Below are 20,388 nucleotides of genomic sequence, written 5' to 3' on the forward strand. Positions count from 1 at the left end.
GACGGAGGGTGCGAGCCGGGGCTCAGAAGGCCTTGCGGAAGCGCGCGTACGCCTTCTGCGGCTCGGACATGTACGTCCACGGCCACTCGGTGTACGCGCCCTCCAGCTCGCGGAAGACGTTGGACGCGGTGCTGCTCCCGGCCAGGGACAGGGCCATGGCGAAGATGTTGTAGTCGCCCTGCCAGCCCAGGCGGCGCTCGTAGGCGTGGTGCAGGATGCTGCGCTCCGCCGCCTGCCTCAACTCGGCCCGGATCGCGGGCTGCTGCAGGCAGGCGCTGTCGTCGGACTCCACCCACTCCTCGATGTACGCCATGGCGACGGCACAGCCGAGCCGGTGGCCGTCGGGTGCGGCGGCGAACGCCGCGCGGGCGTACTCCAGGGCCTCCCCCGGCTCGCCGCCCCAGCGGGGCTGGAGCTGGGACAGCCATTCGAGGTGGACCTCCAGGTCGAGCGGGTCACGGCGCAGGGCGGCGTCGCGCCGGACCTCCGCGACCGGGGAGCCGAGCGACATGCCGCGTGCGGAGGTGAGCAGCCGGCGCCACGGGGTGATCCAGTCCGGACGCAGCTCGGCGGCCTCGAAGAGCTGCCGCTCGGCGACGCGGAGCCGCTCGTAGAAGATCTGCCACTGCTCGCGCGTGACGTCCACGGCGCGCGCGCTGGTCCGGGCCTCCCAGCCCCAGTTGACGTGCCGCGCCCCGGAGATCAGCAGGGCCAGGGCCCGGTGCTCCTCGTCCTCCTCGACGGCGCGGCCGATCCAGTCCTGCACCCCGTCCAGGTCGGCCAGCTGGCCGAGGACGTGGTGGTCGCGGCCCAGGTCGAAGGGGGCGAGGGCCGTCCTGACCGCCTCCCAGTCACCCGCGTCCGCGGCCTCCACGACGGCCAGCACACGCGTGTCCCCGAGGGCGCGCAGGACGTACGTCCCGTTCTTCCTGCGCGGCGCCGGCAGGGCGTACGGATCCGCCCCCGGCCCGCCCTCGCCCCTGCCGAACAATTTTCCGAACATGTCGCGCCCTCCCCAGGTCCCGCGTGATCGTCCGGCGCATCATAGGGTGCGCCACCGACACCGCTTCCACAGGGTTTTCACACCGGCCCCACGCGAACCTCGCAGGTGACGCCGGTGATCGCGACACATCCGGGCGAACGGCGGGAGTCAGCCGCGCAGTTCCGCCAGCACCGCGTCGGTGAACGGCGGCCACGCCTCGACCGCCCAGGGTCCGAACGCCCGGTCGGTGAGCGCCACGCAGGCCGCGCCCGCGTCCGGGTCGATCCACAGGAACGTGCCCGACTGGCCGAAGTGCCCGAAGGCGCGCGGCGAGGACGAGGCGCCCGTCCAGTGCGGCGACTTGCCGTCCCGGATCTCGAAGCCCAGCCCCCAGTCGTTGGGGTTCTGGTGCCCGTAGCCCGGGAGCACGCCCTTGGTGCCCGGGTACTGCACGGTCATCGCCGCGGCCACCGTCCGCGGGTCCAGCAGCCGCGGCGCCTGCACCTCGGCGGCGAACCGCAGCAGGTCCTCCACCGTGGACACACCGTCCTTGGCGGGGGAGCCCTCCAGCGAGGTGGACGTCATCCCCAGCGGCTCCAGCACCGCCTGCCGCGCGTACTCGGCGAACGGGATCTCCGTCGCCCTCTCCACGTGGTCGCCCAGCTGCTCGAACCCGGCGTTGGAGTACAGCCGCCGCTCGCCGGGCGCGGAGGTGACCCGGTGCTCGTCGAAGGCCAGACCCGAGGTGTGGGCCAGCAGATGCCGGACCGTCGAGCCGTCCGGGCCGGCCGGCTCGTCCAGCTCGACCGCCCCCTCCTCGTACGCCACGAGCACCGCGTAGGCGGCCAGCGGCTTGGTGACCGAGGCCAGCGGGAAGCGGCGCCCGGCCGGCCCGTGCGTGCCCAGGACGGTGCCGTCCGCCCGTACCACCCCCGCCGCAGCGGTGGGAACCGGCCAGTTCTCGATCGACGCGAGGCTCTTCAGCGACATGACGACGAGCCTAAGCGCTCACAGCCTGAGCTCCAGCAAAGGGTCCGGCCTGGGCGTGAACCCCAGCGACCGGTACAGGGGTTCGGCCTCCGGGCTGGCGGTCAGCCGGACCCGTCCGGCGCCCCGCTCGCGGAACCACTCCAGCAGCGCGACCATGCACGCCCGCGCACAACCCCGGCGGCGGACGTCCGGGTCGGTGGCGACGCTGAAGACGTGGCCGTCGGTGCCGAGCGGGTTCCGCGCGCCGCCGATGCGGTAGTCGAGCGTGCCGGCCACCGTCGCGGCGAGGGCGCCGGGCCGCTCCGGGTGGTCCACGACGAACACGGCGAAGGAGCCGTCCGCCGCCAGCCGGTCGCGCAGACCCGGCAGGGACACCGCGTGCCACGCGGTGGACGGGTCGGACCGGGCCATCGAGTCGATCATCACTTGGCGCAGACGCAGCACTTCCTCCGCGTCGTCGGGTGTCGCTCGGCGTGCAGAGATCATGCCCGCACGGTAGTCGGAGAACCCCGACACGTCCGCCCGATTCCGGCCGCGGTCGCTTGCCTGGAGCGCGCTCGAAGGATCTAGCGTGGACGCCATGACGGTGACGGAGACCACGGACACCAGGACCGGCACCTGCGCCGGACCCCCGCGAGGCGGCCGGCGGCCGGACGGCAAGGACAAGTACACGATCAGCGAGGTGGCCGCCCTCACCGGGCTGACCGCGCACACCCTGCGCTGGTACGAGCGCATCGGCCTCATGCCGCACGTCGACCGTTCCCACACCGGGCAGCGGCGCTACACCGACCGCGACCTCGACTGGCTCGCCCTGGTCGGCAAGCTCCGCCTGACCGGCATGCCGGTCGCCGACATGGTGCGCTACGCCGAACTGGTCCGGGCCGGCGACCACACGTACGCCGAGCGCTTCGAACTGCTCGAGGCGACCCGCGAGGACGTGCTGGCCCGCATCGCCGAGCTCCAGGGCACCCTGGCCGTCCTGGACCGCAAGATCAGCTTCTACGCGGACGCCGGGCGCGCCCCGGCCCCTGAGGGGCCCGAGGACCGCGCACCCGGTGACGACGACGCCGGGGGGCGCGGGGAACCGCGCGGCCGGCCACGGCGGACCCGCCCCCGGGGGACGGGTCAGAGCTCCGCCAGCAATTCCGCCTTCTTCGAGGAGAACTCCTCGTCCGTCACCAGCCCCGCCTGATGCAGTTCCCCGAGATGCCGGATCCGCTCGGCGATGTCCGCGGGATCCCGCCGAGCGGCGGTCGCCCCACCCGCGACCGCTGCCGGCGACGACATCGCCGGCACCGCCGCACCGTTCCGCGCCGCGGCCAGCACAGCCGCCGCGAACGGCAGTGACTCGTGCACGGGCCCGTACCCGAGCCCGAACACCACCGCGGCGGGGTCCTGGTCGGCCTGCGCCGGAGCCGGCACCGTCGTGTCCCGGCGCAGCAGCCGCAGATGGCCCTCGAACACCTCGGGCGAACGCCACTCCACCCCGCTCAGCTCGGAGACGGGAAAATGCTGGTCGCCGGCCTTCCACTTCGCTGAGGACGCCCCGGTCCAGAACCAGCGGAACGCTACCGACGTGCCGTCGAACGTCGCCTTGCCGTCGTACGCCTTGAACTGCAGCGGCGGCTCGGGCGCGGCCACCAGGTGGCGTTCGGCCGGGCCCGACTCGGTGAGCCGGTCGCGCAGTTCGTCGGCGTAGTACTCGGCGAGCGTCTCCCGCTCGGCGGGCAGCACCAGCCGGTAGGGGTCGCTGCTCTCCTTCAGCTGCCCGGCGGCCGCCTCCATCAGCGGGTCGGCTCCCGGCCGTGGTTCCAGCCGCAGGACCACGGTCCCGCGCTTCCCGGGCGTGAGGGTCACGCCCTCGACCGCCTCCAGCGGCACGCGCCGTTCACCGAGCGCCTGGAATAGCTTAGGTGTTCGAATCCCTCGTACGTAACGGATGAGCACGGAGTCGGACTCGAACTCCCAGGCGGCATGAAATCCGGCCAGTACGTCACCCATGCGGCTCATCGTATGCGGCACGAGCCTCCCCGTCCCCTCCCCCGCGTACACCGCAGTATCCCCGCCTCTACGCGCGTCCGGTAGGGGTCGTACCGGACAAACCCGCCAGGCACGCCCCGTCCCCGTGCGCGCACGACACCGCCGTGTATGCGCCAACCCCGATGCCCGCGAAGTTCCGCAGGCTGTCCGTCCCGGGCACGAAGTACCCGGCGTGCCCCTCGGCGTCACGGGCCGACAGCACCCGCGCGCCGAACCCGTCGGCCACCGGGTCGGCCCCGTGGCCCAGTCCGCCGAGCTCCAGGTAGGGCACGTCCTGGATCCAGTCGTCGGCGTCCCGCATCGCCCACACCCGGGCGGTGGTGCGCAGCTGGGAGGCGTTCTCCACCCGCATCCCCGGGCTGCCGGCCACGGCGATGTCGGACACCCGCTCCGGCAGCCCGCGCGCGGCCAGTCCGCAGACCACCGAGCCGTAGCTGTGGCAGAACAGCGAGACCGGGGCCAGGCCGGGCAGCCCCCGCACCATCGCGTCCAGCCGGCCCGCGCCCTCCTCCGCGCGCATCGCCGTGGCCGCGTCCATGCCGAGTCCGCTGGGCGTGGTGTAGTCGGCCCAGGCGATCACGGCCGTGCGGGTCGCGGGATCGGCGTCCCGCTGGGCCTCGTACAGCGACCTGGCCATCCCCGCGGGCGCGGAGTGCCTGCCGCGGGAACGCTGGAAGGTGAGCAGGTCGGTGTCGACGCCGGGGACGACCACCGACACCCGCTCGGCCCGGCCCAGGTCGCCGAAGACCTCGGCGACCCGCCCGGAACCCGCCGGGTCGAAGGCGAGGATGTGCCGGCCCGGCCGCATCAGCGCCTCGATCCGGTCCGTCCTGCGGGCCGCCTGCTGCCGGCCCGCGGGCGTGAGCCGGCTGTCGTGCAGTCGTCCCAGCTCCACCGCGCGCGCCTCGGCCAGCGCGATCCGGTTGGCGCGGTAGCGCAGTTCGACCGGCGCGCCGTTCATGTTGCCGACGGCGAGCGGATAGCGCTCGGCGAGCCGCAGCCGCTGCGCGTCGGTGAGCGAGGCGAAGAACCGGGCCAGCCGCGTGGGCGCCGACTGCGGGTCGGGCAGCCGCCTTCCGGCCACCCGGCCGTCCTCCCACGCGGCGAGCGACGCCTGCAGGGGAGCGGGGTGGCGCTGGTGGCGTCGTGCCGTCCAGCCGGTGGTCGCCAGCATCACGAAGACCACGGCGAGCGCCAGCAGCGCCCGCCAGACGTTCAGCTGAGGGGTGGTGTCGAAGGAAGTCACTGGAAGGACACATTAGGAGAACGGGGGTGTCTCGCGGGAGTCCAGTGACCGGGATCACGTTTCGCTGTGCCGATCCAGGGATGGGTCCGTATGCCGGTGCGCGGCGAGGGCCGGGCCCGCCGCGTCGCCGCCGACGTCGCCGCGGTCGCCGTCCTCGCCGCGCTGCTCACCGAGCGCGGCGAGGACACGGAGGCGCGCGCGGCCGCATCCGGCGGTTCTCTGACGGGCCGTCGGGCCGGATTTCGCTCATCAGGGTGAACCGGTGCGGTGATCCCTCCCCTCCGGACCGCGCCCAGGTCACAGTGGGTCACGTCCTGCGCAGGGCATGGGGGAGGACCGGCTGCGGCGCGCTGCTGGAGGGGGGCGGCGCGCAGGCAGCGGTCACCCGCCGTACGCACGGGGGGAATTCGTCACGAGAGCGGGGGTACCCGCCATGTCAACCAACCCATCAGGGAGTTGATGATGGCGAGCTTCGGACACGGAACGCGCAGGCACCCCCGCACCAGTGGCCGGACGTGGTCACGGTCCGGGCCGGATCGCGCGACGCTCGGGATCGTCGGAGCCATCTGCGCCGTCGCCGGTTTCTTCGTCCTGGGCATCATTCTCGGCCCGGTGGCGATGGTGTGCGGCTGGCTGGCGATGGGCCGCAGCTGGGCGGGCTCCCGCTCGGTGCCGGCCCTGATCGCCCTGGTCCTCGGCGCCATCGACACGCTCCTGGCCGTGATCTGGCTGGCCGGGGCGGGCGGCATCGGTTCCGGCATGCTCTGACACCCGGGCACCACACGGCTGAGCCCCCGGCGAGGCGCCGGGGGCTCAGCCGTTCCCGTGCTTACGCGTCGCCGCCCGCCGTGCCCGGGTCCGCGGCCGTCACGTCCAGCAGCTGGTACCGGTCGAGCGCCTGCTTCAGCACCGAGCGGTCCAGATGGCCCTCACGCGCCAGCTCCGTCAGCACCGCCAGCACGATCGACTGCGCGTCGATGTGGAAGAACCTCCGTGCCGCCCCGCGCGTGTCCGCGAAGCCGAACCCGTCCGCGCCCAGCGACTGGTACGTCCCCGGAACCCAGCGCGCGATCTGGTCCGGCACCGACCGCATCCAGTCCGACACCGCCACCACCGGCCCCCGCGCCGAGGCCAGCTTGCGCGTCACGTACGGGGTGCGCTGCTCCTCCTCCGGGTGCAGCAGGTTGTGCCGCTCGCACTCCACCGCCTCGCGCCGCAGCTCGTTCCAGGAGGTCGCCGACCAGACGTCCGCCTTGACGTCCCACTCCTCCGCGAGGATCTTCTGCGCCTCGATCGCCCACGGCAGCGCGACCCCGGACGCCAGGATCTGCGCCGGGTACGAGCCGCCCCGGCCCTCGCTGAAGCGGTACAGGCCCTTGACGATGCCCTCGACGTCCACGTTCTCCGGCTCCGCCGGGTGCTGGATGGGCTCGTTGTAGACCGTCAGGTAGTAGAAGACGTCCTCGCCGTGCGGGTGTTCCTCGGACGAGCCGTACATCCGGCGCAGCCCGTCCCGCACGATGTGCGCGATCTCGTAGCCGAACGCCGGGTCGTACGCGACGCACGCCGGGTTGGTCGAGGCGAGCAGCTGCGAGTGCCCGTCCGCGTGCTGGAGGCCCTCGCCGGTCAGCGTGGTCCGCCCCGCGGTCGCGCCGAGGACGAAGCCGCGCGCCAGCTGGTCGGCCATCTGCCAGAACTGGTCGCCGGTGCGCTGGAACCCGAACATCGAGTAGAAGACGTACACCGGGATGAGCGGCTCGCCGTGCGTGGCGTACGCCGAGCCCGCCGCGATCAGCGAGGCCGTGCAGCCCGCCTCGGAGATGCCGTCGTGCAGCATCTGCCCCTGCGGGGACTCCTTGTAGGCGAGCAGCAGTTCCCGGTCCACCGCCTCGTACTGCTGGCCCAGCGGGTTGTAGATCTTCGCGCTCGGGAAGAACGAGTCCATGCCGAACGTGCGGTACTCGTCCGGCGCGATCAGCACGAAACGGCGGCCGATCTCCTTGTCCCGCATGAGGTCCTTGAGGAGCCGCACGAAGGCCATGGTCGTCGCGATGGACTGCTGGCCCGAGCCCTTCTTCACGCTCGCGTACGCCTTGTCGTCCGGGAGCGCCAGCGGCTTGCTGCGCACCACCCGGGTCGGCACGTACCCGCCGAGGGACCGGCGGCGGTCGTGCATGTACTGCATCTCCTCCGTGTCCGGTCCCGGGTGGTAGTAGGGCGGCAGCCCGGACTCCAGGTCCTTGTCGGGGATCGGCAGGTGCAGCCGGTCGCGGAAGTGCTTCAGGTCGTCGACCGTCAGCTTCTTCATCTGGTGCGTGGCGTTGCGGCCCTCGAAGTTCGGGCCGAGCGTCCAGCCCTTGATCGTCTTCGCCAGGATCACCGTCGGCTGGCCCTTGTGCTCCAGGGCCGCCTTGTACGCCGCGTAGATCTTGCGGTGGTCGTGACCGCCGCGCCCCAGGTGCAGGATCTGGTCGTCGGTCATGCCCTCGACCATCGCGCGCAGCCGGTGGTCGTCGCCGAAGAAGTGCTCGCGGATGTACGCCCCGGACTCGGTGGCGTACGTCTGGAACTGGCCGTCCGGTGTGGTGTTCATCTTGTTCACCAGCACGCCGTCGCGGTCCTGGGCCAGCAGCGGGTCCCAGGTGCGGTCCCAGATCAGCTTGATCACGTTCCAGCCGGCCCCGCGGAAGACCGACTCCAGCTCCTGGATGATCTTCCCGTTGCCGCGCACCGGGCCGTCCAGCCGCTGCAGGTTGCAGTTGACGACGAAGGTGAGGTTGTCCAGGCCCTCCCGCGCGGCGATGCTCAGCTGGCCCAGCGACTCCGGCTCGTCCATCTCGCCGTCGCCGAGGAACGCCCACACGTGCGACTTCGAGGTGTCCGCGATGCCGCGCGCGTGCATGTAGCGGTTCATCCGCGCCTGGTAGATGGCGCCGATCGGGCCGAGGCCCATCGACACCGTCGGGAACTCCCAGAAGTCCGGCATCGACCGCGGATGCGGGTACGACGACAGCGCGTACGGCGCCTTCGACTTCTCCTGGCGGAACCCGTCCAGGTGCCGCTCGCTCAGCCGGTCCAGCAGGTACGCGCGGGCGTAGATGCCCGGCGAGGCGTGTCCCTGGAAGAAGACCTGGTCACCGCCGTCGCCCTCGTCCTTGCCGCGGAAGAAGTGGTTGAAGCCCACGTCGTACAGCGACGCGGAGGACGCGAACGTGGCGATGTGGCCGCCGACCCCGATGCCCGGGCGCTGGGCGCGCGAGACCATCACGGCCGCGTTCCAGCGGGTCGCGTTCAAGATCTTGCGTTCGATCTCCTCGTTGCCCGGGAAGAACGGCTCGGCCCGGGTGGGGATCGTGTTGACGTAGTCCGTGCTGCGCATCTCGGGCACGGCCACGCGCCGGGCGCGGGCACGCTCGATCAGCCGCAGCATCAGATAACGGGCCCGCTCCCGGCCGCGCTCGTCGACCGCGGCGTCGAGGGAGTCGAGCCACTCCTGGGTTTCCTCGGGGTCGAAGTCAGGAACCTGACTCGGAAGGCCGCCAATGATGATCGGGCTGCGATCGGATGCGGAAGCCACGCTGTTCCTTACCTGTCAGAGGGCCGGAGATGGGCCGCCGTCTCGCTCGTCACGGCCCGGTGTGCGCCGCTCCCATGCTCCACCCGGCGGCCGCGGACGTCATCTCTACCGAGAGGTAATCCCACGCCGGGGCCGGTACGGTGACGCAAGGGGCGAGTACATGCGAGTCTCGTACCCACAGACGGTTCCCAAACGCCCAAACAGGGCACAAAGGTGTGGTGTCCATCACTGTCGACGAGGGCGGTGTGCCTGAAGTTGCGGTGACCCGGCCAGGATCGTCACCGTTTCGGCGGTCCGCACGGCCGGGTACTTGCGCGATCCGTCCCGCCCGTGTGGACTACGGCCAATGCTTCGCGCACGCGCGTGGCTGAGTTATTCCCAAGACATGATCAGGAGGCAACCCGTGAGCGCGACCGCGGACCACGCGGAGGAGCGGACGAACCCTGCCGCCAGGCTGGGGTTCCAGCCCGGGCAGGTGGTCCAGGAGATCGGCTACGACGACGACGTCGACCAGGAGCTCCGCGAGGCTATCGAGGGCGTCATCGAGAGCGACCTTGTCGACGAGGACTACGACGACGTGGCCGACGCCGTTGTGCTGTGGTTCCGTGACGACGACGGCGACCTGACGGATGCGCTGGTGGATGCCACCACGTACATCGAAGAGGGCGGCGCGATCCTGCTGCTCACGCCGAAGACCGGCCGGGACGGCTACGTCGAGCCGAGTGACATCTCGGAGGCCGCCGCCACGGCCGGCCTGACGGCGTCCAAGAGCGTCAGCGTGGGCAAGGACTGGAGCGGCAGCCGACTGGCGACCCCGAAGGCCGCCAAGTCGAAGCGGTGACCCACCCCCGGACGGGCCGGCGACGACGTGCGTGGCACGCGTCGGCCCGTTCGCGGGGCCCTCGTCCGGCCTGCGTAGGGTGGTCGCACGGCACCACCCCGGAGCGACGAGGACGACGATGACGATCCCGGTCGGCGAGCAGGCCCCCGACTTCGAACTCAAGGACAATCACGGCGCCCCGGTGCGTCTGTCCGACTTCCGCGGGCAGAAGAACGTCGTGCTGCTCTTCTACCCGTTCGCCTTCACCGGTGTCTGCACCGGCGAGCTGAGCGAGATCCGCGATCGGCTGGAGCAGTTCGCCGAGCGCGACGCCGAGGTGCTCGCCGTCTCCAACGACTCCGTCCACACCCTCAGGGTCTTCGGCGAGCAGGAGAACCTGCCCTTTCCGCTGCTCAGCGACTTCTGGCCGCACGGCGACGTCTCGCGCGCCTACGGCGTCTTCGACGGGGACAAGGGCTGCGCGGTCCGGGGCACTTTCGTGATCGACAAGCAGGGCGTGGTGCGCCGCACCGTGACCAGCGGGATGACGGACGCCCGTGACCCCGGCGAGTACCTCGCGGCGCTCGACACCCTGTGAACGTCCGTCCCCAGGGCCTGCGGGCCCGGGGAACCCGTCACTAGGATCGATTCGTTGATCCGACATCCATGCACAACGGGGCATCCCGCCCCCGGGACACCAAGGGAGGACTCGTGGGAGTCAGCCTCAGCAAGGGCGGCAACGTATCGCTGAGCAAGGAGGCGCCGGGCCTGACCGCGGTCATCGTCGGACTGGGGTGGGACGTCCGCACCACGACCGGCACCGACTTCGACCTGGACGCCAGTGCCCTGCTGCTGAACAGCTCGGGCAAGGTCGCCAGCGACCAGCACTTCATCTTCTTCAACAACCTCAAGAGCCCCGACGGGTCCGTCGAGCACACCGGTGACAACCTCACCGGCGAGGGCGAGGGCGACGACGAGCAGATCAAGGTCAACCTGGCCACCGTCCCGGCCGACGTGGAGAAGATCGTCTTCCCGGTCTCGATCTACGACGCCGAGAACCGCCAGCAGTCCTTCGGCCAGGTGCGCAACGCGTTCATCCGCGTCGTCAACCAGGCCGGCGGCGCCGAGATCGCCCGCTACGACCTGTCGGAGGACGCCTCGACCGAGACCGCCATGGTCTTCGGCGAGCTGTACCGCCACGGCGCGGAGTGGAAGTTCCGCGCCATCGGCCAGGGCTACGCCTCCGGCCTGCGCGGCATCGCGCAGGACTTCGGCGTGAACGTCTGAGACGGGCACGTCCCGGGTACGCGCCCGGGCGGGCCGTCCCGTACGGCCATCGCCCGGGCGCCGCGCGCTGCGTGCGCGCGGCGCGCGGGGACGCCCCCGCGCGGGGGAGCGCAGGACCACCTGGAAAGACACTCGGAGGGGGACCAGCATCATGGGCGTCACGCTCGCCAAAGGGGGGAACGTCTCCCTGTCCAAGGCCGCACCCGACCTCACGCAGGTGATGGTCGGGCTCGGCTGGGACGCGCGCTCCACCACGGGCGCCGACTTCGACCTCGACGCCAGTGCGCTGATGTGCAGCGGCGGCCGCGTCATGGGGGACGAGTGGTTCGTCTTCTACAACCAGCTCACGAGCCCGGACGGCTCGGTGGAGCACACCGGCGACAACCTGACCGGCGAGGGCGAGGGCGACGACGAGTCCCTGCTGGTGGACCTCTCCAAGGTGCCGCCGCAGTGCGACAAGATCGTCTTTCCGGTGTCCATCCACATGGCGGACGAGCGCGGCCAGACCTTCGGCCAGGTCAGCAACGCCTTCATCCGCGTGGTGAACCAGGCGGACGGCCAGGAGCTCGCCCGGTACGACCTCAGCGAGGACGCCTCCACGGAGACGGCGATGATCTTCGGTGAGCTGTACCGCTACCAGGGCGAGTGGAAGTTCCGTGCGGTAGGGCAGGGGTACGCGTCGGGTCTGCGCGGTATCGCTCTAGACTTCGGGGTCAATGTTTCGTAAAGCCGCCACGGCGGCGGGGGACACCCGTTCACACACATGGGGTAGCCAGTGGTTCTGAAAACCTTCGGCTGGTCGTTCGCGGTGACCGCGCTCGGCCTGGTCGCAGCATTTCTCTTCGGGGGGTGGACAGCCTTCGGGATCGTGGCGATCCTCTCGATCCTCGAGATCTCGCTGTCCTTCGACAACGCGGTGGTCAACGCCGGAATCCTGAAGAAGATGAATGCCTTCTGGCAGAAGATCTTCCTCACCATCGGCATCCTGATCGCCGTCTTCGGCATGCGGCTGGTGTTCCCCGTCGTCATCGTCGCGGTCAGCGCACAGCTCGGCCCCATCGAGGCGGTCGACCTCGCGCTGAGCGACAAGGACCGTTACCAGGAGCTCGTCACCGATGCCCACCCGGCCATCGCGGCCTTCGGCGGCATGTTCCTGCTCATGATCTTCCTGGACTTCCTCTTCGAGGACCGGGAGATCAAGTGGCTGGCCTGGCTGGAGCGGCCGCTGGCCAAGCTCGGCAAGGTCGACATGCTGTCGGTCTGCGTGGCGCTGATCGTCCTGCTGATCTCCGCCGTGACCTTCGCCTCCAACGCCCACCAGCACGGCGGCGCGCACGTGGACAAGGCGGAGACGGTCCTGCTGGCCGGCATCGCCGGTCTGATCACCTACATGATCGTGGGCGGACTCTCCGGCTACTTCGAGGACAAGCTCGAAGAGGAGGAGGAGCAGGTACACGAGGAGGAGGAGAAGGCCGCACGCGAGGGCAAGCCCAAGTCGGTGATCGCCGTGGGCGGCAAGGCAGCCTTCTTCATGTTCCTCTACCTCGAGGTGCTGGACGCGTCCTTCTCCTTCGACGGTGTGATCGGCGCCTTCGCCGTCACCAACGACATCGTCCTGATGGCGCTCGGCCTCGGCATCGGCGCCATGTACGTCCGGTCGCTCACGGTCTACCTGGTCCGCCAGGGCACCCTCGACGAGTACGTCTACCTGGAGCACGGCGCCCACTACGCCATCGGCGCCCTGGCGCTGATCCTGCTCGTCACCATCCAGTACGAGATCCCCGAGCTCATCACCGGCTCCATCGGCGTCATCCTGATCGGCGCCTCCTTCTGGTCCTCCGTGCTCCGCAACAGGCGGCTCGCCGCGGCCGAGGCGGCCGCGGGAGAGAAGACAGAGGTCTCGTCCGGGGTGTGACAGCCCTCCCGATGAGGAACGCTCTCGACGGGGCGGCCACGAGGACCGGGTCCTCGTGGCCGCCCCGTCGGCCGTGCGGCGCACCGGCGCCCCGCGGCCACCGGCGGGGGCCCGACGAGTGGACATGGGGCGGGAATGGGTTTACTGGACGGACTGCGGCGCGGGCGGAACGACGACTTCGTCTCCGGCAACGCGGCCACGAACGCCATCGAGCTGACCAAGCGGCACCCACACGTGTCCCTGACCAAACAGGGCGCCGCCACCGGGCATCTGCGCATCAACCTGAGCTGGCAGATGCGCACCTCCGACTTCGGCGGCCTGCAGCGCGAGAGCCTGCTGCGCCACCCGTTCAGGGCGCTCAAGCCGCCGGAGGTCGTCGCGCACAGTCAGTCCATGGTCAACGTCGACCTCGACCTGGGCTGCCTGTACGAGCTGCAGGACGGCACCAAGGGCGTGGTGCAGCCCCTCGGCGGCTATCTGGGCGACGTCAACGATCCGCCGTACGTCAAGCTCAGCGGTGACGACCGGTTCGGCTCCGCCTCCGGCGAGACGATCTACGTCAACCTCGACCAGCGGGAGAACATCAAACGCCTGCTGGTCTTCGCCTACATCTACGACCAGACCCCGGCCTTCGACCGCACCAAGGCCGTCGTCACGCTCCACCCGAGCAACGGCCCGCGCGTCGAGATCTCCCTCGACGAACGCCAGCCGCAGGCCCGCTCCTGCGCGGTGGTGCTGATCGAGAACGTGAAGAACGAGATCGTCGTGCGCCGCGAGGTGCGGTTCGTCTACGGCTTCCAGGCCGAGCTGGACCGCCTGTACGGCTGGGGCCTGCAGTGGGGCAGGGGCTCCAAGACCAAGCCCCACCGCTGAGCCGCGGGCCGCCCGGGGCGCCCGTCGCGGTGCGTCCTAGCGTCCGATGAACTGCGGTCCCTGCGGCGGCAGCCGGAAGTCCGGGTCGGGCGCGCCCGTGGCCGGCGGCGGGAAGCCGTACCCCGCCTGTGCCGGCTGGGCGGCGGCCGTGGCGGGCGCGGGCGCCGGATAGCCGTACGTGGGACGGCTCGTCGGGTGCGGGTAGCCGTAGGCGGGCTGCGCGGCGGCGGGCGGGGCGGCCGGGGGCTGCTGCGGGGGGTAGCCGTACGCGGGCTGCGTGGGCACACCCGCGGGCGGCTGCTCCGGCGGCAGCGGGCGGGACACCTCCGGGACCGGCGGCACCTCCGGGACCGGCGGCACCGCCGGAACCTGCGGCTGCGTCACCGCGTCGGGCGAGATGCCCTCGGGGGCCTGCGCCGGGGGCTCGGGCGTGCTCGGCGCGGCGGACGTCTCCGGATCCCCGGCGGCCTCCGACTCGTCCACCGAGATGCCGAAGTCGGTCGCCAGGCCCTTCAGCCCGTTCGAGTAGCCCTCGCCGAGCGCCCGGAACTTCCAGCCCTCCCCGCGCCGGTACAGCTCGCCGCAGATCAGCGCGGTCTCCTGGCCCGTCTCAGGCTTGACGTCGAAGTGGGCCAACGCCTCCCCGTCGGGGTTCTGCGCGTCGTACAGCAGGATGCGCAGCGTCTTGACGCGGTCGAAGGTCACGCCGTCCGCCGACGCGACGAGGAGGATGCGGCCGACACCGGACTCGACACCGGCGAGATCTGTCTGGATCGTGTCGGTCAGGCCCTCGGTGACGCGCTTCTTGCCGAGCCGCCACACCTTCCCGGACGGGTGCCGGGGCTGGTTGTAGAAGACGAAGTCCTCGTCGGAGCGCACGCGGCCGTCGAGACCGAGGAGCAGCGCGGAGGCGTCGACGTCCGGCACCCCCTGCCCGGGCGACCAGCGCAGCACGGCGCGTACCGTGGTGGCCTCGAGAGGAACGTTCGACCCCTTCAGCATCGCGTGCGTCATGCCGTCATCCTGCCTTCTCCGGCCTGGCCACGACAATGCGGGGGGTCGGTCCCGACATCACGGGGTTACCTGAAGTTCATGCCCGGCGGGAACCGCCGACACGGGCTTCTACGTACTATTACCGGCCACCTTCCGGTGCTCCACAGAGTCCGCTACCGCCACGGGGGAGTTCAATGCGTCATTTCGGGCACATCGCCCCTGAGGTGCGGAAACGCCTCTTCTACCGGGAGCCCTGCGCGTTCACCGCCGACTCTCCGGCCCGGCTGCTGTCCGCGGCGCTCGGCGCCACGCTCTACAGCCCCGCCACCCGCCCCCGGCTCGCCGACGACGTCGTCAAGCAGGGCGCCCGCGGCGTGGTCTCCATGGTGCTGTGCCTGGAGGACTCCATCAGCGACGCCGAGGTCGTCGCCGGTGAGGAGAACCTGGTCCGCCAGCTCACCGACCTCGCCGCGCGGCCCGGAGCCGACCTGCCGCTGCTGTTCGTCCGGGTCCGGGAGCCCGAGCAGATCGGCGACCTGGTCCGCCGCCTCGGCCCCGCCGTGGCGGTGCTGTCCGGATTCGTGCTGCCGAAGTTCACCGCCGAACGCGGCCTGCCGTTCCTCGAGGCGCTCACCGCCGCCGAGTCCGCGAGCGGCCGCCGGCTGTTCGCCATGCCGGTGCTGGAGTCGCCCGAGCTGCTCTACCGCGAGACCCGCGTCGAGACCCTCGAAGGCATCTTCCGCGCCGTCGACAAGTACCGGGACCGCGTGCTCGCCCTGCGCCTGGGCGTCACCGACTTCTGCTCCTCCTACGGGCTGCGCCGCGGTCCCGACATGACCGCGTACGACATCCAGGTCGTCGCCTCCGTGATCTCCGACGTGGTCAACATGCTCGGCCGCGCCGACGGCACCGGGTTCACCGTGACCGGGCCCGTCTGGGAGTACTTCCGGGTGCAGGAGCGCATGTTCAAGCCGCAGCTGCGGCAGAGCCCTTTCCTGGAGGTGGAGGCCACCGCGCTGCGCCAGAGGCTCATCGAGCACGCCATGGACGGCCTGCTGCGCGAGATCTCCCTGGACCGGGCCAACGGCCTGCTCGGCAAGACCTGCATCCACCCCTCCCACGTGCTGCCCGTGCACGCGCTGTCCGTCGTCAGCCACGAGGAGTACAGCGACGCCCAGGACATCCTCCGGCCGGAACGCGACGGCGGGGGTGTACTGCGCTCCGCGTACACCAACAAGATGAACGAGGTGAAGCCGCACCGCGCCTGGGCGGAGCGGACCCTGCTGCGCGCCGAGGTCTTCGGCGTCGCCAACGAGGACATCGGCTTCGTGGAACTGCTCGCGGCGGGCCTGGCCGAGTGAGCGAGGGGTCCGGCGGAGTGACCGGGAGGCCGGGGGGAGTGGCCGAGGGGCCCGGCGCAGCGACCGGGAGGCCCGGCGCAGCGACCGGGAGGCCCGGGGGAGTGACCGAGAGGGAGAGAAGTGTGAACACCTGGTCCGGCACCTGGGTCGCCGAGCGGCTCGGCGTCGAGCTGGCCGGCGACGAACGGCTGCGCGGGCTGCTGGGGCTGGCGCTGCGCCGCAACCCCAAGCGGGCCCACCTGCTGGTGTCGAACGTCCTCGGCAAGCACGTGCCCCAGGCGCCGTCCGTGGTGTACGGACACGGCGTCGCGCTCGGCCGCCGGGTGCGGGAGCTGCTGGGCGAGGAGGCGGCCGGGCGGGCCGTCGTGCTCGGGTACGCCGAGACCGCGACCGGCCTCGGTCACTCCGTCGCCGACGGCCTGGGCGCCGCGCCCTGCCTGCACTCCACGCGCCGGCCGGTCGCCGGGGTCGCCACCGCCGGTGGTTTCGAGGAGTCGCACTCCCATGCCACCTCCCATCTGCTGCTGCCGGAGGACCCGGCCCTGCTGGCCGGGGACGGGCCGCTGGTGCTGGTCGACGACGAGTTCTCGACGGGCAACACGGTGCTGAACACCGTGCGCGCCCTGCATGCGCGGTATCCGCGGGAGCGGTACGTCGTCGTCGCGCTGGTCGACATGCGGTCGGCGGCGGACGCCGGGCGGCTGGAGGAGTTCGCCCGGGAGATCGGGGCGCGGATCGACCTGGTGACGACCGCGTCGGGGACGGTGCGGCTGCCCGACGGCGTCCTGGAGAGGGGGCAGGCCCTGGTGGCGCAGTACGAGGGCGCGGGTGGCGGTGGGGGGACGGCCGCGACGCCCACCGGGCCGCAGCCGCGCGGAGACCTCACGCGAGTGGACCTGAACTGGCCCGCGGGTCTCCCCGACGGAGGCCGCCACGGCTTCACCCCCGCCCACCGCGCCCGGCTGGACGCGGCCCTCCCCGCCATGGCGGCCCGAATAGCCACCGCCCTTCCCGAGGACGCGCACCGCGTCCTGGTCCTCGGCTTCGAGGAACTGATGTACGCCCCCCTGCGCCTCGCCGCCGAGCTGGAGCGCACCACCGGCGCCGAGGTGCGCTACTCCACCACCACCCGGTCACCCGTCCTCGCGGTCGACAACCCCGGCTACGCCATTCGCAGCCGCCTCGTCTTCCCCGCCCACGACGACCCCGCCGACGGCCCCGGCGAGCGGTACGCCTACAACGTCGCGGGCGCCGGCTTCGACGCCGTCGTCGCCGTCGTCGACTCGGTCGCCGACACCCCCGCGCTGCACGCGCCCGACGGCCTGCTCGCCCGGCTCGCCGAACACACCCCGCACGTCCTCCTCGCGGTCGTACCGTCGTACGTGCCCGCCGCCGCCCAGGACGTTTCCGAAAGGCCCGCCACCATGCTGCCCGAGCCCCTCCGAGGCCCCGCCTTCTCCTCGTACGCGCCCGAGGAGGTCGGCTGGCTGCTCCAGGACCTCTCGGACGTGACGCTGGAGGCGCCGACCGAGGAGCGCGAGGAGGCCATCCAGAGCGGCGGCGCCCACTACGCCGAGTCGCTGCCCGTGGAGTACCAGCCCAGCGAGCAGTACCAGCAGCTCTTCCACAACGCCCTGGACGCCTCGGCGGCCCGGCTGGCGCACGCCGTCGGCGTGGTCACCGAGATCGTCCTCGCCGAGCGGTCGCCCCGCCCGGTGCTGGTGTCGCTGGCCCGCGCGGGCACTCCGATCGGCATCCTGATGCGCCGCTGGGCGCAGCACCGCCACGGCCTGGACCTGCCGCACTACGCCGTCTCCATCGTGCGCGGCCGCGGCATCGACGCCAACGCCCTGCGCCGGCTGGCCGCCCACCACGACCCGCGCGACGTGGTGTTCGTCGACGGCTGGACCGGCAAGGGCGCCATCACTCGCGAACTCGCCCAGGCCGTCGAGGAGTTCGAGAAGACCGAGGGCATCAGCGGCTTCGACCCGGAGATCGCGGTCCTCGCCGACCCCGGTTCCTGCGTGCGCACCTACGGCACCCGCGAGGACTATCTGATCCCGTCCGCCTGTCTCAACTCCACGGTCTCCGGCCTGATCTCGCGCACCGTGCTGCGCGCCGACCTGGTCGGCCCCGACGACTACCACGGCGCGAAGTACTACCGAGAACTCGCGGACGCGGACCTGTCGGTGGCCTTCCTGGACGCCGTCTCCGCCCGCTTCGAGGAGGTCACCGAGGCCGCCTGCGCCGAGGCCAAGGACCTGCTCGCCGCCGACCGCACGCCCACCTGGGAGGGCTGGGCCGCCGTGGAACGCATCAGCGAGGAGTACGGCATCCACGACGTGAACCTCGTCAAGCCCGGTGTCGGCGAGACCACCCGGGTGCTGCTGCGCCGGGTGCCCTGGAAGGTGCTGGCCCGCGCCGGGGCCGGAAGCGACCTCGACCACGTCCGCCTGCTCGCCGAGCAGCGGGGCGTCCCCGTGGAGGAGGTTCCCGATCTGCCGTACACCTGCGTCGGGCTGATCCACCCCCGCTTCACCCGGGGCGCGACCGGCGCCGACGGCACGGCGGTGAGCCGCTGATGCCCGTCATCGTCGCCAGCGACCTCGACCGCACTCTCATCTACTCCGCCGCCGCCCTCGCCCTGACCATGCCCGACGCGCGGGCGCCCAGGCTGCTGTGCGTGGAGGTCCACGAGAGCCGGCCCCTGTCCTACCTGACGGAGACCGCCGCCCGGCTCCTCACCGAGCTGGGCGACGAGGCCCTGTTCGTCCCCACCACCACCCGCACCCGCAAGCAGTACCAGCGCATCAACCTCCCCGGCCCCGCCCCGACCTACGCGATCTGCGCCAACGGCGGCCACCTGCTCGTCGACGGCGTCTCCGACCGCGACTGGCACGCGCGGGTGCAGGCCCGGCTGGCCGACGAGTGCGCTCCGCTCTCCGAGGTGCAGGACCATCTGCTGCGCACCGCCGACCCCGTGTGGGTGCGCAAGCACCGGACCGCCGAGGACCTCTTCGCCTACCTCGTCGTGGAGCGCGAACTGCTGCGCGAGGAGTGGGTGAAGGAACTCGGGGAGTGGGCGGAGAACCGCGGCTGGACCGTGTCCCTCCAGGGCCGCAAGATCTACGCCGTGCCCAAGCCGCTCACCAAGAGCGCGGCCATGCGGGAGGTCGCCCGCCGCAGCGGCGCCGACCTGACCCTCGCCGCGGGCGACTCCCTCCTCGACGCGGACCTGCTCCTCGCCGCCGACCAGGGCTGGCGTCCGGGCCACGGCGAACTCGCCGAGGCCTCCTGGACGGCCCCCGGTATCCGGTCCCTGCCCGAGCGGGGCGTCCTGGCGGGCGAACGCATCCTCCGCGAGTTCCTCCGCACCGTCCGCTCCCGCTGAGCCGGCACCCCTACAGGCATCCCTGCCGGGGCCCGGCCGGGGGATCATTCGGGGCGGCGCAGGATCAGGGTGTCGGCGGCCGAGCGAGCGGGCCGGGCGTGCGCGGACGAGGTGTCGTCGGCCGCCCCGGCCTCGTCGGCGTCGGCGTCCGCCCCGTGGGAGCCGGCGCCCGCCGAGCCCCGTCCGGCGCGGCGGCTGCCGCCGCCCGAGCGGAACAGGCGTATGACCACGAAGGTCACCAGGGCCAGGGCGGCCGCGGCCAGCACCGCCTTCGAGTAGGTCGAGACGACGGACGTCACCTGGGTCCAGTTGTCCCCGAGCGCGTAGCCCGCGAGCACGAACGCGGTGTTCCATATCGCGCTGCCCAGCGTGGTCAGGCCGAGGAACAGCGGCAGCGGCATCCGCTCCACCCCGGCGGGTATGGAGACGAGGCTGCGGAAGAGCGGGATCATCCGGCCGAAGAACACCGCCTTCGACCCGTGCCGCAGGAACCACGCCTCCGTCTTCTCCACGTCCGCGACCTTCACCAGCGGCAGCCGTCTCGCCAGCGCCAGAGTCCGCTCCCGGCCGAGCAGCGCCCCCACCCCGTACAGGGCGAGCGCGCCGATCACCGAACCGGCGGTGGTCCACAGCAGCACGGCGATCAGGCCCATCCGCCCGTTGCTCGCGGCGAACCCCGCCAGCGGCAGGATCACCTCGCTGGGCACGGGCGGGAAGAGGTTCTCGAGCGCGATGGCGAGTCCGGCCCCGGGGGCGCCGAGGGCGTCCATGAGGTCGTTGACCCACTGCGGTCCGGCGTCCGTGCCCGAGGCCGCCGTGATCGTCTGCGCTGCGATGGCTGTCATGTCGTCCACGCTAGGAGATCGGAGCTGAAGGGTCGCTGAGGAAAGCCGCACGATCGCGTGCGGTTCTC

The 20,388-nt window shown here is 71.8% G+C and carries 19 protein-coding genes and 1 pseudogene; 12 read left to right on the forward strand and 8 right to left on the reverse strand.

Going from position 1 to position 20,388, the window contains the following annotated elements; genetic code table 11:
• Positions 1-22: 22 nt before the first annotated feature.
• The 3 genes from C1708_RS22685 to C1708_RS22695 all read right to left on the reverse strand — a co-directional run bounded on the left by C1708_RS22685 (position 23) and on the right by C1708_RS22695 (position 2,458).
• On the reverse strand, positions 23-1,003 hold the full coding sequence (locus tag C1708_RS22685) for a hypothetical protein (RefSeq protein WP_106414396.1): 981 nt from the start codon (positions 1,001-1,003) through the stop codon (positions 23-25).
• Between the two features lie 147 nt (positions 1,004-1,150).
• Entirely contained in the window at positions 1,151-1,972 is an 822-nt protein-coding gene (locus tag C1708_RS22690; protein ID WP_106414397.1) for a serine hydrolase domain-containing protein, read from the reverse strand.
• 18 nt (positions 1,973-1,990) lie between these two features.
• The gene (locus C1708_RS22695; RefSeq protein WP_106416438.1) at positions 1,991-2,458 is read right to left on the reverse strand and encodes a GNAT family N-acetyltransferase; all 468 of its coding nucleotides are present in this window, start codon (positions 2,456-2,458) and stop codon (positions 1,991-1,993) included.
• 94 nt (positions 2,459-2,552) lie between these two features.
• On the opposite strand from C1708_RS22695, the pseudogene C1708_RS22700 reads away from it, so the two are divergent.
• Positions 2,553-3,005 (forward strand): annotated as a pseudogene (locus tag C1708_RS22700) (MerR family transcriptional regulator); the annotation flags it as partial.
• A gap of 92 nt (positions 3,006-3,097) precedes the next feature.
• Here C1708_RS22700 and C1708_RS22705 read toward each other — a convergent pair.
• Both C1708_RS22705 and C1708_RS22710 read right to left on the reverse strand, forming a co-directional pair.
• The gene (locus C1708_RS22705; RefSeq protein WP_106414398.1) at positions 3,098-3,973 is read right to left on the reverse strand and encodes a DUF4429 domain-containing protein; all 876 of its coding nucleotides are present in this window, start codon (positions 3,971-3,973) and stop codon (positions 3,098-3,100) included.
• 67 nt (positions 3,974-4,040) lie between these two features.
• On the reverse strand, positions 4,041-5,258 hold the full coding sequence (locus C1708_RS22710; RefSeq protein WP_106414399.1) for an alpha/beta hydrolase: 1,218 nt from the start codon (positions 5,256-5,258) through the stop codon (positions 4,041-4,043).
• 66 nt (positions 5,259-5,324) lie between these two features.
• Between C1708_RS22710 and C1708_RS33790 the strand changes: the two genes are divergently transcribed.
• Both C1708_RS33790 and C1708_RS22715 read left to right on the forward strand, forming a co-directional pair.
• Positions 5,325-5,516 carry a hypothetical protein gene (locus C1708_RS33790; protein ID WP_133169081.1) on the forward strand — a complete coding sequence of 64 codons (192 nt, stop codon included), beginning with the start codon at positions 5,325-5,327 and terminating at the stop codon, positions 5,514-5,516.
• A 201-nt stretch (positions 5,517-5,717) separates the two neighbouring features.
• Positions 5,718-6,026, forward strand: a complete 309-nt coding sequence (locus C1708_RS22715) for a small hydrophobic protein (protein ID WP_106414400.1) — start codon at positions 5,718-5,720, stop codon at positions 6,024-6,026.
• Between the two features lie 61 nt (positions 6,027-6,087).
• Here the strand turns inward: C1708_RS22715 and aceE are convergent, their stop codons facing one another.
• Complete coding sequence (gene aceE / locus C1708_RS22720; protein WP_106414401.1) at positions 6,088-8,835, reverse strand: pyruvate dehydrogenase (acetyl-transferring), homodimeric type; 2,748 nt, start codon at positions 8,833-8,835, stop codon at positions 6,088-6,090.
• A 403-nt stretch (positions 8,836-9,238) separates the two neighbouring features.
• Here aceE and C1708_RS22730 point away from each other — a divergent pair, with 403 nt between their 5' ends.
• The 6 genes from C1708_RS22730 to C1708_RS22755 all read left to right on the forward strand — a co-directional run bounded on the left by C1708_RS22730 (position 9,239) and on the right by C1708_RS22755 (position 13,730).
• Entirely contained in the window at positions 9,239-9,676 is a 438-nt protein-coding gene (locus tag C1708_RS22730; protein ID WP_198602566.1) for a DUF3052 domain-containing protein, read from the forward strand.
• A gap of 118 nt (positions 9,677-9,794) precedes the next feature.
• Positions 9,795-10,253 carry a peroxiredoxin gene (locus C1708_RS22735; protein ID WP_106414402.1) on the forward strand — a complete coding sequence of 153 codons (459 nt, stop codon included), beginning with the start codon at positions 9,795-9,797 and terminating at the stop codon, positions 10,251-10,253.
• Positions 10,254-10,366: 113 nt separating this feature from the next.
• The gene (locus C1708_RS22740; RefSeq protein WP_106414403.1) at positions 10,367-10,942 is read left to right on the forward strand and encodes a calcium homeostasis/redox stress adaptation protein; all 576 of its coding nucleotides are present in this window, start codon (positions 10,367-10,369) and stop codon (positions 10,940-10,942) included.
• Positions 10,943-11,093: 151 nt separating this feature from the next.
• Positions 11,094-11,669 carry a TerD family protein gene (locus C1708_RS22745; RefSeq protein ID WP_106414404.1) on the forward strand — a complete coding sequence of 192 codons (576 nt, stop codon included), beginning with the start codon at positions 11,094-11,096 and terminating at the stop codon, positions 11,667-11,669.
• 48 nt (positions 11,670-11,717) lie between these two features.
• A complete protein-coding gene (locus C1708_RS22750; RefSeq protein ID WP_106414405.1) occupies positions 11,718-12,857 on the forward strand; it encodes a DUF475 domain-containing protein in 1,140 nt (379 codons plus the stop codon).
• A 135-nt stretch (positions 12,858-12,992) separates the two neighbouring features.
• A complete protein-coding gene (locus C1708_RS22755) occupies positions 12,993-13,730 on the forward strand; it encodes a TerD family protein (protein ID WP_106414406.1) in 738 nt (245 codons plus the stop codon).
• Between the two features lie 36 nt (positions 13,731-13,766).
• Here C1708_RS22755 and C1708_RS22760 read toward each other — a convergent pair whose 3' ends face one another.
• On the reverse strand, positions 13,767-14,744 hold the full coding sequence (locus tag C1708_RS22760; RefSeq protein WP_106414407.1) for a TerD family protein: 978 nt from the start codon (positions 14,742-14,744) through the stop codon (positions 13,767-13,769).
• Positions 14,745-14,917: 173 nt separating this feature from the next.
• Between C1708_RS22760 and C1708_RS22765 the strand changes: the two genes are divergently transcribed.
• The 3 genes from C1708_RS22765 (at position 14,918) to C1708_RS22775 (ending at position 19,475) form a co-directional block, all read left to right on the forward strand.
• Positions 14,918-16,084: an HpcH/HpaI aldolase/citrate lyase family protein gene (locus C1708_RS22765; RefSeq protein WP_106414408.1), complete on the forward strand. Its 1,167-nt coding sequence runs from the start codon at positions 14,918-14,920 to the stop codon at positions 16,082-16,084.
• Positions 16,085-16,206: 122 nt separating this feature from the next.
• Positions 16,207-18,666, forward strand: coding sequence for a phosphoribosyltransferase (locus C1708_RS22770; RefSeq protein WP_198602567.1), 2,460 nt, complete (start codon positions 16,207-16,209; stop codon positions 18,664-18,666).
• A complete protein-coding gene (locus C1708_RS22775; RefSeq protein ID WP_106414410.1) occupies positions 18,666-19,475 on the forward strand; it encodes an HAD family hydrolase in 810 nt (269 codons plus the stop codon). The genes C1708_RS22770 and C1708_RS22775 overlap by 1 nt, the downstream gene beginning before the upstream one ends.
• 44 nt (positions 19,476-19,519) lie before the next feature.
• On the opposite strand, the gene C1708_RS22780 is transcribed toward C1708_RS22775, so the two are convergent.
• On the reverse strand, positions 19,520-20,320 hold the full coding sequence (locus C1708_RS22780) for a DedA family protein (protein ID WP_198602568.1): 801 nt from the start codon (positions 20,318-20,320) through the stop codon (positions 19,520-19,522).
• Between the last annotated feature and the right edge of the window lie 68 nt (positions 20,321-20,388).

This window comes from Streptomyces sp. DH-12 (assembly GCF_002899455.1).
Classification (GTDB): domain Bacteria; phylum Actinomycetota; class Actinomycetes; order Streptomycetales; family Streptomycetaceae; genus Streptomyces.